Source organism: Leptothoe kymatousa TAU-MAC 1615 (assembly GCF_018739865.1).
Taxonomy (GTDB): Bacteria; Cyanobacteriota; Cyanobacteriia; order Phormidesmidales; family Phormidesmidaceae; genus Leptothoe; species Leptothoe kymatousa.
This window is the reverse complement of the sequence record NZ_JADOER010000011.1, coordinates 263,395-279,382: the sequence shown is the minus strand read 5'-3', so window position 1 is coordinate 279,382 and position 15,988 is coordinate 263,395. Positions and strand designations below refer to the sequence as shown.

The window sequence follows — 15,988 nt, the reverse complement described above, 5'->3', positions numbered from 1 at the left end:
TAAAACTTAAAAGTGAATAGTGAGTAGTGAGTAGTGAGTGATGAAACAATCTCATGCATCACACCGCTCACCACTCACCAAGCTAGAATTCTTGCCAGATGAGAGAAGGAGAATTAACCTTCAGCCTTCATCTTCTCAGCAGTTGCAAGTACTTCGTCAATGTTGCCCTTAAGGTAGAAAGCCTGCTCAGGAATCTCATCTAGCTCACCAGAGAGAATCATGTTGAAGCCCTTAATAGTGTCTTCTAGGCCAACATACTTACCAGACATACCGGTAAAGATTTCAGCTACGAAGAAAGGCTGAGATAGGAACTTCTCAATCTTACGAGCACGGGCAACCGCTAAACGGTCGTCCTCAGAAAGCTCATCCAAGCCCAGAATCGCAATAATATCCTGAAGCTCTTTGTAGCGCTGAAGAATCGACTGTACCGCCCGGGCAGTCTGATAGTGCTCGCCACCAACCACATCGGGCTGAAGCATAGTGGATGTGGAATCTAGAGGATCTACCGCAGGGTAAATACCTTTAGACGCCAATGCACGGGAAAGTACAGTGGTTGCGTCCAAGTGGGCGAACGTAGTTGCAGGTGCGGGGTCAGTCAAGTCATCCGCAGGTACATAAACCGCCTGAATGGAGGTAATAGAACCTTCCAAAGTGGATGTAATGCGCTCCTGTAGGTCACCCATGTCGGTACCCAACGTAGGCTGGTAACCTACCGCAGAAGGCATACGACCGAGTAGGGCAGATACTTCCGAACCAGCCTGTACAAAGCGGAAGATGTTGTCAACAAACAACAGTACGTCCTGCTTGTTTACATCGCGGAAGTACTCAGCCATGGTCAGGGCAGACAGGGCCACACGCATGCGAGCACCGGGGGGCTCATTCATCTGACCGTATACCAGGGCTACCTTAGACTTACCAAGGTCCTCAGCGTTGATTACGCCAGATTCGATAAATTCGTTATAAAGGTCATTCCCTTCGCGAGTACGCTCACCTACGCCAGCGAACACAGATACACCACCGTGCTGCAGGGCGATGTTGTTGATCAGCTCCTGAATAAGTACGGTTTTACCTACGCCAGCACCACCGAAGAGACCAGTCTTACCGCCCTTACGATAGGGAGCCAACAGATCAATAACTTTAATACCTGTTTCAAATACGGAAGGCTTAGTCTCTAATTCAGTTAGCTTGGGAGCGGGACGGTGAATGGGAGAAGTGGTGGACTTATCCACATCACCTTTCTCATCCACTGGATCGCCAAGCACATTAAAAATTCGACCTAATGTGGGAGCACCTACGGGGACACTAATGGGCGAGCCCAAATCAGTTACTGCCATGCCTCGCACCAAACCATCGGTGGAAAGCATTGCTACAGCTCTCACTTGGCTGTCGCCCAGGAGCTGCTGAACTTCGCAGGTAACAGCGACGGACTGACCAGCGGGGTTGGTGCCTTCAATTTTTAGGGCGTTATAAATGCTGGGCAGCTCGCCAGCGGGGAATTTAACGTCTACAACAGGGCCAATAATCTGAGTGATATAGCCAGTATTCGTTTTCTCTGCAGTTGTGACCATGCTTGCGCCTTATCCTAGGGTTTTAGCTACTGCGGCGACTTTTAATTTTAATTTTTACTTTCAAAGTGCCATGTAAAAGATTATCACTAGATGTATCATCCATGGCACTTGTATTTGCTATAGTCTGAGAACTTTGTCTGGTTGACGACAATTACAATTGTTTACTAAAGCAGGCGGATTCATCGATACATTTCCGACTTTGCTTAACAAATCGAGTCAAAAAATACATGCCCAGTAAGCCTAGACCGACCTGCATTGTGGGTTCGGGTATGGAAGCTTGCTTCAGGGGAGTTGTAGTTTGTGAATTGCTCGATGTCGCCGGTTGACTGAGGGGCTGTGCCGACGACGATGGGCTATGGGTGGTTGTCGATTCAGCCCCCGGAGCATTAGCCGTGGTTGATGATAATGCAGGGACCGCTGGCTTTGCGGTGGTGGGCACAGTGCTCGGAAGGGCAGCGGCATTGGTCGGTACGGTATTGGTGCGAAAGTTGGGGCGTTGCCGCACGTAGAACTGCGCATTGGGAATGGTATCGGTAATGAAGTAATTAAACCGAACCTGCTCCCCTGGCTCTACTCCGTTACCTCCATGGAAATTGATAAAGTCTCGTACATCAGTTATTTCGTCTGCGTTGTCGTAGTGGGCAGAGCTGTTAGGGCGACCGTCAAGAATATCTTGGGCAAAGGATAATCCATCGTTGTCATTGCTTGCAAAACCGGCTGTTTCTTGAAGCTCATGATCGTAGAAGCTCCAAAATTCTCCAGTTAGGTTGCGAGAGACAATGCTAATGGCGAAACCTGGGCGGCCAAAAATAGAGTGTTGTGGTGCATGGTTGAGCCCGGTGATGGCTAGGGAAAAGTCCAAACCCCATACGTCTTGGTAAATAACATATGGAGTCTGGAGAGTGCCAGTGCCCAGAATGTTGGTGATTTGGACGTTGTTGGAGGCGGTGCTGAAGCCTAGGCTGTTGTATGGGCAGCTATTGGTTAAGCAAGTGGCCTTGGCTGCTTGGCTGCAGATGGCCAGTAAGCCAAGGCTTGCCAGGCTGGCGACACTAAGGTGGCGGCGAAGAATTCCAAACATGATTTCAAGACCTCACTATCTCAACTGCTAGCAAGCGTATGTATCAAAAAGAACTGATTTTTGTGTTTGAAACCTCAGTGTTTTGAGTGCCTGTTGTGGGGCTTACGCTTGCTTTTTAGCTGTTATTAATTCATCTCAAGGATGTCATTACTGTGGTCTTAAGCTCCTTGGAAATACGTAAGCTTCATTGAAAAAAGACATCAATTTTCCTTGTTTGTGCGTGAAATTACTTAGATTTTGTGCAAGGGATGGCTCTGTGGGGCTCTGGGTTGGGTGTCCGGGCATTAAAAAACAGCTGTACTTTTGGAGAAGCACAGCTGTTTAAAGTTGGATGGGGGCTCTTGGGTGACGGATCGGATCGGTGTGTTCGGTGTGCCCAATGCAAATGGCTATGGGGGCATTACCGAACGTCTAAGGTTTGGCCAGCTTTCAGGTCCAGGTTGCCTGGGCTGGTGCCGTTGGCCGTTGCATCGCCATAGAGTCGAATGGTGTCTGCCGCCCGAATCTTGATGGTGCCGCCTTGGCCGGCTGACGCATTGGCAGAGACCGCCGAGCTGCGATTAACCATGACATCTTCGGTGATGATTCCACTCTCGGTGCCAATGGAGACGAAGCCACCTTGATTAATGCCGTTGGCGCTAATTTCGCTGCCAATGACATTAATTTGTTCGGCCGTAATGTTAACGGTGCCCTGACCATTGCGATCGGATACATCAATGCTGCCGCGCACCAGCACACTGCCTGGGGCTGTGGTTAGGGATGAATTGCTGGTGAGGCTTTGGGACCCATTGGTATTGGATTGGATCCGGTTGGCCTGGGACGCATCGCCGCCGGTGATGGTTTGGGGGATACCTGCGGCTGACTGTAGAGCGATCGCATCCGTTGAGATGAGCTCCAGGGCCAAAATATTATTGGGCTGACTCAGTCGGACTAAGTTATCTCCTGTGACGGCGACTAGGTTGGCTGTGCCTCCAGAGGCAACGATATCGCCGTCATTTTGAACGTATCGGCCCAAGAGGGTCAGGGTGGATTGGGGCTCTAGTGCCAGCGTGCCCTTGTTGTGAATGCTGCCTACGGGCAGTGCGGTTGAAAGTGGATTGGTGATCGGCAAACTGCGATCGCTATCTGTAAAGACATAGCCGGTGGGGGGACCGGTTAAATTAGCTACGCTGGGATTGGTATTGCCTGTATTGTCTTGCCCAGGGATGATGGCGCGGCTGACCACACCATCAATATCTAAATGATAGGTATCTGAAAACAGTAAGCCCGAGGCGGTGGTAGCCGTTAAATCCCCAGATAGATTGAGCTGGATGCTTTCCCCAAAGACCAACCCTTCAGGGTTGACAAGGATAAGATTAGCGTTGCTAGCAACGTTGGGCACATTGCTCTGAATTTGCAACGTGCCATATATCGACGACGGCTGGGGGCTATCGATTAGGCTAACAACGTTGGAAACATTAGGGGCGACAATAAAGTTCGCTTGATCGCCATTGCGAACATCAAAGCGATCAAACTGATGGATAACGTTGGGGGCCGCTCCACCAGAAGCCTGTCCACCAGTAATATTAAATTGATTAGAATTCTGCTCAACAGCTGTAGCGGGCGTTGTCGGATGAATTAGAGTTGATGCGGGGCCTGATGGTTTAGAAGGTGTAGCAAGCTGAGCCGAAGCAACCCGCTGCAAACCGCATACCCATAAGGGGGCGGCTGTCAAAAGCAGATAAATGAGTTTGAGTTTCATAAATGGAGCAATTGCTAGACAGCGTGTCAGCATATGCACTAAGTAAGTACGTATCAACAACTACAGATGGCACCCACACATATAAATAATACGGGGGATTTTTAATCCAACCTGAAGTAACGGTAAAGATCAGTGTGTGGAAACAATAAAGTTCATTTGTTGCAACATTGCCCCTCTGAGTACGGGAACCCGTACCGATCAATATATTGCTATGACTGCTCTTCAAACGATAAATTAGCACTCGGCAATAGAGAGTGCTAAACCGTGTTTAGGTTGCAGCGTCTTCCTCTATCAAACCCTTTCAGTTGGTAAAGGGGACTGCTCAAGCGGGTACAAACCGCTTTGGTGCAATTGCCGAATGATTGATCTATCAGAGTTCGGAGAAAACTATGGCAGCCATTTCTTTGAGTGTTTCTAGCGTCACTCCCCTAGGTGATCGCGTTCTTATCAAAGTCAGCGCATCTGAAGAAAAGACCGCTGGCGGCATCTTGTTACCCGATACAGCTAAGGAAAAGCCTCAAGTTGGCGAAGTTACTGCTGTAGGTCCTGGTAAGCGTGGTGATGACGGCAGTCGTCAGGCCCCTGATGTAGAAGTCGGTAATAAGGTGCTTTATTCCAAGTATGCCGGCACTGACATTAAGCTTGGTGGCGATGACTATGTACTGCTTTCTGAGAAAGACATCCTAGCCGTCGTTGGTTAACCCAGCACGAAACTTTGAATTTGGAGTATTGGCCAAAGCGCTATGCAAGAAAAGTCAGGAATAGTTGACTTTTTGATGCGTAGGTCAGCCTAGGTGTCTTGACTTAAAGGCCAGTGCCCAAGGACCTGCCCTTGGGGGTTCCAAATTCAAGACTGAAGCATTTAGGAGTCCGCTCCTTTAGGAGTCCGCTCCTTCCACCCCAGACCCCTCTAAAACGTTCTGAAACCATAGGTTAATTCATGGCTAAACGCATCATATATAACGAGAATGCTCGCCGTGCCTTGGAAAAAGGTATGGATACTCTGGCTGAGGCCGTTGCAGTTACGCTTGGTCCCAAAGGCCGCAACGTGGTACTTGAGAAGAAGTTTGGTTCTCCTCAGATTGTGAATGATGGTGTCACCATCGCTAAGGAAATTGAACTGGAAGACAACATCGAAAATACCGGTGTTGCCCTCATTCGTCAGGCGGCTTCTAAAACAAATGATGCAGCGGGTGACGGTACCACCACTGCAACCGTATTGGCCCACGCCATTGTTAAGGAAGGTTTACGTAACGTGGCAGCGGGTGCCAATGCGATCGCACTGAAGCGCGGCGTTGAGAAAGCCACCGCTTACCTAGTCGAGCGCATTGCCGAGAAAGCCCAGCCCGTTGGCGACTCCACCGCCATTGCCCAGGTGGGTACCATTTCCGCCGGTAACGATGAAGAAGTCGGCAGAATGATTGCCGAAGCCATGGAGAAAGTAGGCCGTGAAGGCGTTATCTCCCTGGAAGAAGGCAAGTCCATGACGACTGAGCTGGAAATTACCGAAGGTATGCGTTTCGATAAGGGCTATATCTCCCCTTACTTCGCCACCGACACCGAGCGCATGGAAGCGGTTCTAGACGACCCCTACCTGCTGCTAACCGACAAGAAAATTGCCCTAGTGCAGGACCTAGTGCCCGTACTTGAGCAGGTGGCTCGTTCTGGCAAGCCTTTACTAATCATTGCCGAAGACATCGAAAAAGAAGCCCTCGCCACCCTCGTTGTGAACCGTCTACGCGGCGTTTTGAACGTAGCGGCTGTTAAGGCTCCTGGCTTTGGCGATCGCCGTAAGGCCATGCTAGAAGACATCGCTGTGCTTACTGGCGGTCAGGTCATCACTGAAGATGCTGGTCTGAAGCTAGACAACGTCAGCATCGAGATGCTGGGCACCTCCCGCCGTGTGACCATCACTAAGGACAACACCACCCTAGTTGCTGAAGGTAACGAAGGTGATGTGAAGGCCCGTTGTGAGCAGATTCGTCGTCAAATCGAAGAGTCTGACTCCAGCTACGACAAGGAAAAGCTGCAGGAGCGTCTAGCGAAGCTTTCCGGTGGTGTGGCTGTGATCAAAGTCGGTGCGGCTACCGAAACCGAAATGAAGGACCGCAAACTGCGCCTGGAAGATGCCATCAACGCCACTAAGGCGGCCGTTGAAGAAGGTATTGTTCCTGGTGGTGGTACCACCTTGGCTCACTTGGCGCCCGGACTAGAAGAGTGGTCCAACGCTAACCTATCTGGCGAAGAGCTCACTGGTGCGTTAATCGTTACCCGTGCCCTCACCGCTCCCCTAAGACGCATCGCTGAGAATGCTGGTCAGAACGGTGCTGTGGTTGCCGAGCACGTTAAAGAGAAAGACTTTAACATGGGCTTCAACGCAGCGACTAACGAGTACGTTGATATGCTTGCTGCTGGTGTGGTTGATCCCGCTAAGGTGACTCGCTCTGCTACTCAGAACGCGGCTTCCATCGCAGCTATGGTGCTAACCACCGAGTGTATCGTTGTGGACAAGCCCGAACCTGAAGCGGCTGGCGCTGGCGCTGGCGGCGGCATGGGCGACTTTGACTACTAACTGAGTCGCAGGTGACTGCATGACATCACTAAGGGGCGGGGACATAGGTGCCCGCCTGTAGGAAAAAGCGGTAGGCATATCTTGCCTACCGCTTTTTTGTATGTCCTTACTTGGAGGATTTCATTGGCAAGGTGGGGGCGTAATCTTTAGCAACATATGGGGCTGGTGACGGACTCTGCTACGAAGCGTGACAGTTTTGTCTTGAGGTTCTGAAGTGTCTTAAATGGGATTACTAAACTGGCAGAATGCCTGATTTATCTAGAGAATCAGCCTTTTTGGTGAAGTCTTTTGTTGCAATCCGGCGGCGATTTTTTTTGTGGCAGCGGTTTTTTAGCAAAGGTTTTTGTCAAAACCCACTGTATTTCGGTCAATTGCCTCTACAATGTCAGCAAAAATTCCAATTTAATAATTGCTATTTATTCGGAGTATGGACTTATCCCCTTGGCGCTTTCCCTTGGCGCTTTCTGGTTTTGTTCTTAGACAGTATGTTCATTCTCTAAATCAGTGGGCAGAGCTTTTTATTAAGTTCCGCCAAATAGGGTATTTACTGCCCTGATTACCTGCGTCAGCACAGGCAAGTCAAGATACGTCTTCCCTTAACAAACCGCCACCCATGACAGCCACACCTACGGATCCACAGCAATTTGCTTCGTCCTCCTCTGGAGAGAATGTTGCGCTTGTCTTGACGAAGCGACGCTCTGTTGGGTTTAAGTTGGGTGCTGGGTGGTTTTGGCCGACTTTGTGGTTGTTGATATTAGGGGCTTCTAGCGCTCTGGGAATTTGGGCGATCGCATTTATTACCCGACTGCCGCCTTTGCCAGACTGCGATCGCATCTTTAGATTTAGTGCCGACAGCGAGCGGCTTTACTGTGCACGCCAGGCATCCGTGTCCGGGGCGGAGCAAGACTTAGTGGCGGGGGTGCAGCTGGTGGCCAGCTGGCAAGACACCCACCCCCTGTATCAAGACTCCCAGGACGAGACCAACCGCTGGTCGAAAGGCGTATTTAAGCTGGCCCAGCAGCGCATGCAGGCGGGCAACCTAGGGCGCGCCAATGAGCTATTGGGCTATATCCCTGAGCGGGCAGAAAACCATCCCCAGGTGCTGGAGGCTCTAGATGCATGGCAGCAAGAATGGGAGAGGGGAAATGAACTCGTAGCCGCCGTTAAAGAGGATGTGGCAAATCAAAACTGGAGTGGGGCCCGCAAGCAGCTAAGGGACATAAAGCGGCTAACCAGCGACCATTGGGTCAAGGATAAGTACCAATATCTAGACCAGTACATCAAATCGGAAGAAGATGCCCGTCGTAATCTAATTCGGGCTCAGTCCATGGCCGATAGCGGCGATATGGATCAGCTGGTGGAGGCGCTCACCCTGGTGCGGCAGATGGATATGCAAAGTGCTGCCTGGCCCGAGGCGAAACCCCTATTGGAAAAATGGGCAACTACGCTGCTCAACCATGGGTTCCAAAAATGGGAGCAAGAAGATCTAACCGGTGCCATTGCCATTATTCAGCAGGTGCCCATGGACCTAGCCACGGCACCAGAAGCGCAAGATTTAGTGCACTTGGCCCACGCTCAGCGGCTGGCCAAGTTTAATCAGCAGTGGGTGCCCACCTATGGCGATATCGTCAATTTAATGGAGGCCATTCAGGCCCTCAAGGGCATTGAAAGTGGTAGTCCTTTTTATACAGAGGCGGAAGTGAAGCTCGGGCAGTGGACTGAGCAACTAAAGGATCTGCAAAAGCTCTACGGTGCCAGCTTGATTGCCAATTTAAATCAAAAGTCGTCGTTGCAGGTGGCCATTGCAGAAGCTAAGGAAGTGGCGGAAGGACGTCCCCAGCGGCAGCAGGCCCAAACCTTGATTGCCCATTGGTTGAAAGAGATTGAGCGGATTGAGGATCGGCCCCTGTTGGCGAGGGCTCAGCAGCTCGCTGACAAGGGGGATAAGGCTAGTTTGCAGGCTGCGATCGCAGAGGCGCAAAATGTTGAATTGGGTCGAGCCCTGCGGGTGGAAGCCCAAACTAAGGTGGCCCAGTGGACCAAGCAGATTCAGGTGCTCGAAGATCAGCCCCTCTATAGCAAGGCATTGGAGCTAGCGAGTAAAAACAAGCTGCGGGATGCCATTACCGAAGCGCGCAAAATTGAAAAAGGGCGGGCGCTTTATGGTCAAGCACAGGATTCCATCAAAGAATGGACCGCCCGCATCCAAGTGGCTCAGGATCGTCCGATTTTGAATGAGGCGGAGGAGCTCGCTTACCAAGGGCGGTTGTCAGATGCGATCGTCGTGGCTTCGCGCATTGCCCCAGGCCGTGCTCTGTACAATGAAGCGCGCAATTCTATTGCTGTGTGGGATGCTGAACGGGCCTATATCGAATCCTTACGCGCCCCGGCGGACGATGGCTATGACGATGGCTACGACGACGACGATCATCACCAAGATCATGACTAAGCCGGTTTGCTGGTTGGCTACTAACACCGCAAAGCTGAGGCCACAAAGCTGAGTTAGTAGGGGATACTAGAACGGTGACATGGAATCAGGCGGCATGAGTGAACGTCCCTTGCAATTGATGCTGGTGGATGAAGACCCCACCTTTCGGTTGGGGTTACGGGTGTGGTTAGAGCAGTTACCAGGGTTTCAAATTGCGGCGGAAGCGGCCAATGCCTCTGAGGCCATGGACATTCTTCGGAAGTGCGATCGCACCCAGGCCAAAGCCTTTACCGACCCCACCCTGCGAGGCAAGGCCACCATCGATCTCGTCATTGTGGACTTGGGCTTGGGGGCCAACGATAGTGGGGGCGATCCGGTTAGTAGTTCCGGGTTGCAACTTTGTAAATCCATTAAAACCGAGTTGCCCAAACTCTCGGTACTGGTGCTCAGTGCTCGAGATGAGCCTGTTTTAGCCGCCGCCGCTCGCCAGGTCGGGGCCGATGGCTACGGTACCCGCAGCATGCCTGTGCGTGAATTAGCCCAGCTAATTCGTTCTGTGGCCAGGGATGAACAAAAAACACCCACCAGGCGACCCCAACTGCCCCCAAAAATTCCTGGGCCCCTCACCGCCATGCGCCTCAGTATGCGCCTTGCGGGGGTGGACAAAATCGATCAACAGCTGGCTAAGGCCACCGCTGAGTTGCGCCGGCCCAATTTATCTTGGCTAGAACGTCAGGTCTTAATCGGTCAGCGGCGTGAGCTAAAAGCTGCCCGCTGGTGTATGCGGCAGCTGTGGGCCACCCGCCAATACCCAGATGCCACCTGGGTCAAAAAGACCACGCGTCAGTCCAATTTTCAGACTCAGTCACCCAGTGAGCGTGCTTCCAGTCGTTTGCCCTCCTCTGTGGGGGCCGCTGCCGCCATTACCAAATCGGATGCAGCGCCCCTGAGTTTGCGTAGCGGTGATGTGCAAAATATGGTGTTTGAAGCCGTTTTTGCCAAGCTCCAAACCGACCTACAAAACACCACCGCAGAACCATTAGAAATCGATATTTTACGGCTTGATAAAAAGCGAGAGCTGCTATTTATTATTCTCCGACGGTTTGAGGATTTGCTAGACGATCTTCGCCAATCTGCGCCCCAACCGGGCCAGTTACGCGATAAGTCTCCCCAAATATTGCGAGACCTTTGGGTGGCCACCATAGAGGAGTTTTTTGGCCGCTACTACACAGTGCCCCTGAACGGTGTAGAGCAAGAACTTGTAGCGGTGCTGTATGACGAAAAAGAAGTCGTGGAGCGAGATATTCTCAAACACATTCCCTTGGTGCCCGAGCTGCTATCCCACTGGTTATTTCAGGACGCCATGGTGGTAGAGGGTACCAGCTATGTGGCAACTGCCCCCGAAGCCTTAATCCACAGTGAAAAACTGCTGGAAAATCTATTGATCCAAATGGGCAATGGGGTGATGCAACCCCTACTAAACCGTTTGGCGGATGTGGAGGTGATTAAAAAAGGGTTGTACAGCCGCCGCATTATTTCCACCCGAGATATTGAACGATTTCGCAACGACCTATCCTGGCGCTATCGTTGGAATCATTTGGTGAACGAACCCACCGCAATTTTTGAGAGTCAGTATCGGCTATATACCTTGGGGCCACGGGGGATTTTGCTTGCGCCCATCTATGCGCCCCGTCGCACAGAGCTAGAGCAGCTATCTGGGTTGCCCTGGGCCATGACCCTACTATTGGAAACTCGCGATGCCATTAGCCCTCGTGTTCGCGCGCTGGTTGCCTTAGTGGGCAGCAGCGTGGTCTATGTTCTCACGGAGGTTGTGGGTCGCGGCATTGGCTTAGTGGGTCGGGGCATTTTGCAAGGCGTTGGCAGTGCTTGGCAAGATACGCGTCGTTCCAACTCCCGGCAAGCGCCACCCACATTTAATGAATGGGAGTAGGTCTAGAGAGTGGGAGCTAAAAAAAAGCCCCAGGCCTAGGCCCGAGGCTTTGATGGGCTCGTGGAAGGAAAACGCTAGATCTTGATCCAACCAAACCAAGAAAGGATTACGGCAACCAGGCCGCTGGTAAGCACAACGGCACCTGCCACAGTAATGGCCGCACCCACTTTGCGCAGACCTTCGGGGGGCATGCCGTCGCCAAATAGGGCATCGCCAGTGGCGGAGAAATCGTTGCCGAGGGCGGTGAGGGTTTCTAAATGATCGCTACCGTAGCGGGGCATGCGCTCAAAGGGAAGTTCGCCCATGCTTTGCTGAGGCAGAATGCGTCGCCGCTGGTAAGGCACCGTATCCTCACCAAAGTTTGCCATGTACTCATCACTGTTGAGCAGGGCTTCTACAAAGCCCTGGATGCCCTCAGTGGCCAGCACAATTGACCAGGCTAGGGTTTCGCGCTGATCGTAGACTTGACGACCCAGAACTCTTTGTACGCACATGTCTACGAAGCGATAGTTGTTGCTGCATTCGTAGTTAAGGCGTCTAAAGGATTCCGAGAGAAGCAATCCGCGGATAAAGTCTTTTACAGAAATCTGGTTACTGCGTAGCTGCGATTCGAGAAAGCGATCGCGATGACACGACAATAGTTGTTGCTCATTAAAAATGCGGCGGTAAGCAGCTAACACTAGCGTTTCAACTTCCTGGGCATCCGGTAGCAGAGCGGTTGAAAAAATACGAGGCTGCTCATCACCGGGGATTTCAAAACCACTTACACGTTGATTTTGACAACGGCTGGGATAGCTCAACAAAGGTAAAGTCACGGGTTCAAATCCTTTCTTAAGGTCGGTGCCATGGAAAAAACTGCAGGGTAATTGCTGGTTTGGACAATTACCCAAAATGCAGTCATATAAGGAGTTCTCGTCCTCCGTTCGTCTTTTAGTCTAGGGATAGGTTGGGGGGCAACCAAAAAATACGTACGGAAACGAAACCAAACTAAATAAAAATCAATGATTGTCTAATACACCATTGACTATCCCCATGGTTCGCCGTCGCATGGGTTTAGATGGCCTAAACCTTGATGGTGATTGATGTAAGTATTTATGCTTAATCGCGGTTTGTGGGGAGAAATAGCAATTATTTTCTTAGAAATACGGGGAGCTAATCTGAGAATCTGTAATGTCCCGTTACTTTAGCGCCGTCGTAGTTTGCTCATCATTTTGCGAGACCATCGCAGCTGTAGCTCTTCGTGGCTGGCCCAGTCTTGCAGAATGCGAAAAAAGATTTGCCGATCGCTGGTTTGTAAAACAGCCGTTTGGTCAGCCGTTTCAATGGCGTAGGGGTAGCCGCCACCGACAATGGTTTCGGCACGGACCCAGTTGAGCACCCGGTCGGTAATGCCTGCTTCGTGCATCCAGCGGGGCATTTCAATGCGAGCTGGATAGCCTTGGTTGGTTTTGAGATAGGTGAAAATAACGCGCTCTTTATGCTGCTTATATTCGGTGAGGATGCCTTGGCGATCGCACTGAAAGATGGCTGTGCAGTCACCCCACTGCATATAGCGATTGAGCATCTGGGCGTCGGTCACCTTTGGAATCATCGAAACGCTAGCAGAATGATGTTCCAAAAGAGTGGTGAGATCGTGGGCAGAACTAGTGTCCACATAGCCCACCAGCGGCACTCGGTGGGTTTCACTGGCCTCCAATAAGGTCACTAGGGCGTCCACATATTCTTTGCGATCCTCATCTTCATAGGCATCGGCAAAGGTGGCCACCAGCGCCCCATCAAAAAAGACTAGGCAGCTTTCCGGGGCTTGTACCGTCTCTATATACTTCACCAGACGGCCCACTTCCATTTTGAACCGGTGTTTATTCACCAGTCGATCCAACGGTTTGGACGTGTCCCCCAGTTCTAGGTCCTTGGGTGTCATTACATCTAGCTGAATATCTTTGATATAGTCTGCGGCTGATGTATGGGGGTTTTCAAACCAGCCAATTTGCACCAGTGCAATGGGGGGGGATAGATCTTTGCTCGGGAAAATCTGGGAGCCATCCACGGCAAAGGTGGTAATGCCGGTGAGGTGTTCATTCACCCATTGCAGGCTATGTTCGCGGTTATCCCATTGCAGTCCGCTGGGGCAAATGCCATGGCTATTGCTTTCTAGGTTTTCTAGCGGGCGAGCGCCGATGTTGCCATGGCGACTGTTGAGCCACGGGTCGAGATCTGCCGCCTCGGTTTCACACAGGGCCTGCCATGCGCTTTGGTAGCGTTCTAGGTTCGTTTGCTGTCCCCTGGCAAAACCTTCGAAATCCTGACGCTTATCGTACAGAATCGTTTGAAGTTGGGAGGGTTTGATGGCCATGGGCGGAGGACAGGTAGGGCATTTGTACTGCCCTATTTTGCCACGGGTTTAGGATTTCGGTAGGGGCATGCATACCCCCTTGCCGGTGAACGGCCTGATTCGGTTTAACGGCGCGATTGTAGTTTGCGATAAACGTCCTTAATGTCCACGCCGTGGTGAGCGATCGCAACCAGGGTGTGATAGATCAAATCTGCCACTTCCCCAGCGATCTCGTCCGGTTCGTCATCTTTGCAGGCCATCACCACTTCAGCCGCTTCCTCGCCAATTTTTTTGAGGATCGAATTGTCTCCACCGGCCAGCAGCTTATTGGTATAGGAGCCAGGTTTGGGGTTGGCCTTGCGATCGCAAATTACCCCATATACCTGGGAGAGGGTGTCCGCTGCCGGGGGGGTTATGCCGCCGTCCACCTGGTGGAAGCAGCTACGTTCCCCCGTGTGGCAGGCAATGTCCCCCACCTGTTCAATGGTGAGCAGCAGGGCATCGCTATCGCAGTCGTAGCGAATCGCCTTGAGCTTTTGCAAATGGCCTGAGGTGGCCCCTTTATGCCACAGTTCCTGGCGGGAACGGCTCCAATACCACACATCACCGGTTTCTAGGGTTTTTTGTAACGATGCCTCGTTCATCCAGGCCATCATGAGCACGGTGCCGTCAAGATAGTCTTGTGCGATCGCAGGCACTAAACCCTGATCGTTGTAGCGAATTTTGTCAGTGGGAATAGCGCCTGCAAAGGAAAGCGGAGTACTCATGTCCGTATCAGTTCAGCATTAATGCAATTTGTGCAGCCCCATTGTCTCAGCTCAAGGGCTTTACCCGCACCGCTACATTCCTTAACATATTGCAATCGTCACTCTCACAAACGTTAGGATTGAGAATACTGCAATCTTCAGCAATCATTGACAACGGCAGCCATCGCGGGCTGTCATCAACCCCTTAGGTAAACGAATTTAACGATAAGGAGAGCCCGTTGGTTACCAGCACATCATTAAAAACCACCCAATCAGATGAGATTTTTTCGGCGGCCCAAAACTTAATGCCCGGGGGCGTCAGTTCTCCTGTGCGAGCATTCAAGTCCGTTGGCGGCCAGCCTATCGTCTTTGACCGCGTTAAGGGCTCCCACATTTGGGATGTAGACGGCAATGAGTACATCGACTACGTTGGCACCTGGGGACCTGCGATCTGTGGCCATGCCAATGATGAAGTCAATGCAGCCCTAGTGGACGCCCTGCAAAAAGGCACCAGTTTTGGTGCCCCCTGCTATCTCGAAAATGTATTGGCCGAGATGGTGATTGGTGCTGTCCCCAGCATTGAAATGGTGCGCTTCGTTAACTCCGGCACCGAAGCCTGTATGGCCGTATTGCGCCTAATGCGGGCATTCACCGGTCGTGACAAAGTCATCAAGTTCGAAGGCTGCTACCACGGCCATGCCGACATGTTCTTGGTCAAAGCCGGTTCCGGTGTGGCCACCCTGGGTCTACCCGATTCTCCCGGTGTGCCCAAGAGCACCACAGCCGCCACCCTAACTGCGCCCTACAACGACCTAGAGGCTGTCAAAGCTCTCTTTGCTCAGCATCCCGGTGAAATTTCCGGTGTCATTCTAGAGCCCATCGTCGGTAACTCCGGCTTCGTCACCCCCGATGCCGGTTTCCTCGAAGGCCTGCGGGAGATCACCCAAGATAACGATGCGCTGCTGGTCTTTGATGAAGTCATGACCGGTTTCCGCATTGCCTACGGCGGTGTGCAAGAAAAGCTTGGTGTCACCCCTGACCTGACCACCCTCGGCAAAATTATTGGCGGTGGTCTGCCCGTGGGTGCCTACGGTGGCCGTCGCGAAATTATGGAAATGGTTGCCCCCGCAGGCCCCGTTTACCAAGCGGGTACGCTGTCCGGTAATCCACTAGCCATGACTGCAGGCATCAAAACCCTAGAAATTCTCGGTCGTCCTGGCACCTACGAACAGCTAGAAGCCACCACCAATAAGCTGATCAACGGCTTACTAGAAATTGCCCGCGAAAACGGCCATGCCGTATGCGGTGGCAACATTAGCGCCATGTTCGGCATGTTCTTCACCGAAGGACCGGTGCACAACTACGACGATGCCAAGAAGGCTGATTTAGAGAAATTTAGCCGCTTCCATCGGGGCATGCTAGAGCAGGGGGTATACCTTGCCCCTTCCCAGTTTGAAGCTGGCTTCACCTCTCTTGCCCACACCGACGACGACATTGCCAATACATTGGCAGCCGCTCGTACTGTCCTCTCCTCCATCTAGTTAGCTGGAGGAATTTAGGCTACCTCAA

At 51.8% G+C, this 15,988-nt stretch carries 11 protein-coding genes; 5 read left to right on the top strand and 6 right to left on the bottom strand.

From position 1 onward, the window contains the following. Positions 1 to 113 precede the first annotated feature (113 nt). The 3 genes from atpD to IXB28_RS12885 all read right to left on the bottom strand — a co-directional run bounded on the left by atpD (position 114) and on the right by IXB28_RS12885 (position 4,390). A complete protein-coding gene (gene atpD, locus IXB28_RS12895) occupies positions 114 to 1,568 on the bottom strand; it encodes a F0F1 ATP synthase subunit beta (protein ID WP_215618999.1) in 1,455 nt (484 codons plus the stop codon). 151 nt (positions 1,569 to 1,719) lie between these two features. Then, entirely contained in the window at positions 1,720 to 2,649 is a 930-nt protein-coding gene (locus IXB28_RS12890; RefSeq protein ID WP_215618998.1) for a hypothetical protein, read from the bottom strand. Between the two features lie 400 nt (positions 2,650 to 3,049). Next, on the bottom strand, positions 3,050 to 4,390 hold the full coding sequence (locus IXB28_RS12885) for a two-partner secretion domain-containing protein (RefSeq protein WP_215618997.1): 1,341 nt from the start codon (positions 4,388 to 4,390) through the stop codon (positions 3,050 to 3,052). A 389-nt stretch (positions 4,391 to 4,779) separates the two neighbouring features. Here IXB28_RS12885 and groES point away from each other — a divergent pair, with 389 nt between their 5' ends. The 4 genes from groES (at position 4,780) to IXB28_RS12865 (ending at position 11,341) form a co-directional block, all read left to right on the top strand. Then, positions 4,780 to 5,091 (top strand): co-chaperone GroES, encoded by a 312-nt coding sequence (gene groES / locus IXB28_RS12880; protein WP_023072995.1) that lies wholly within the window; start codon positions 4,780 to 4,782, stop codon positions 5,089 to 5,091. Between the two features lie 239 nt (positions 5,092 to 5,330). Further along, positions 5,331 to 6,962 carry a chaperonin GroEL gene (groL, locus tag IXB28_RS12875; RefSeq protein ID WP_215618996.1) on the top strand — a complete coding sequence of 544 codons (1,632 nt, stop codon included), beginning with the start codon at positions 5,331 to 5,333 and terminating at the stop codon, positions 6,960 to 6,962. Between the two features lie 613 nt (positions 6,963 to 7,575). Further along, positions 7,576 to 9,411 carry an AAA family ATPase gene (locus IXB28_RS12870; protein ID WP_215618995.1) on the top strand — a complete coding sequence of 612 codons (1,836 nt, stop codon included), beginning with the start codon at positions 7,576 to 7,578 and terminating at the stop codon, positions 9,409 to 9,411. 94 nt (positions 9,412 to 9,505) lie between these two features. Then, entirely contained in the window at positions 9,506 to 11,341 is a 1,836-nt protein-coding gene (locus IXB28_RS12865) for a DUF3685 domain-containing protein (RefSeq protein WP_215618994.1), read from the top strand. 74 nt (positions 11,342 to 11,415) lie between these two features. Here the strand turns inward: IXB28_RS12865 and IXB28_RS12860 are convergent, their stop codons facing one another. The 3 genes from IXB28_RS12860 to hisIE form a co-directional block, all read right to left on the bottom strand. Next, a complete protein-coding gene (locus IXB28_RS12860) occupies positions 11,416 to 12,156 on the bottom strand; it encodes a phycobilisome rod-core linker polypeptide (RefSeq protein WP_215618993.1) in 741 nt (246 codons plus the stop codon). Between the two features lie 368 nt (positions 12,157 to 12,524). Beyond that, on the bottom strand, positions 12,525 to 13,694 hold the full coding sequence (locus IXB28_RS12855; RefSeq protein WP_215618992.1) for a DNA double-strand break repair nuclease NurA: 1,170 nt from the start codon (positions 13,692 to 13,694) through the stop codon (positions 12,525 to 12,527). A gap of 104 nt (positions 13,695 to 13,798) precedes the next feature. Further along, a complete protein-coding gene (gene hisIE, locus IXB28_RS12850) occupies positions 13,799 to 14,440 on the bottom strand; it encodes a bifunctional phosphoribosyl-AMP cyclohydrolase/phosphoribosyl-ATP diphosphatase HisIE (RefSeq protein WP_215618991.1) in 642 nt (213 codons plus the stop codon). A 218-nt stretch (positions 14,441 to 14,658) separates the two neighbouring features. Here hisIE and hemL point away from each other — a divergent pair, with 218 nt between their 5' ends. Next, a complete protein-coding gene (gene hemL, locus IXB28_RS12845; protein WP_215618990.1) occupies positions 14,659 to 15,960 on the top strand; it encodes a glutamate-1-semialdehyde 2,1-aminomutase in 1,302 nt (433 codons plus the stop codon). Positions 15,961 to 15,988 lie beyond the last annotated feature (28 nt).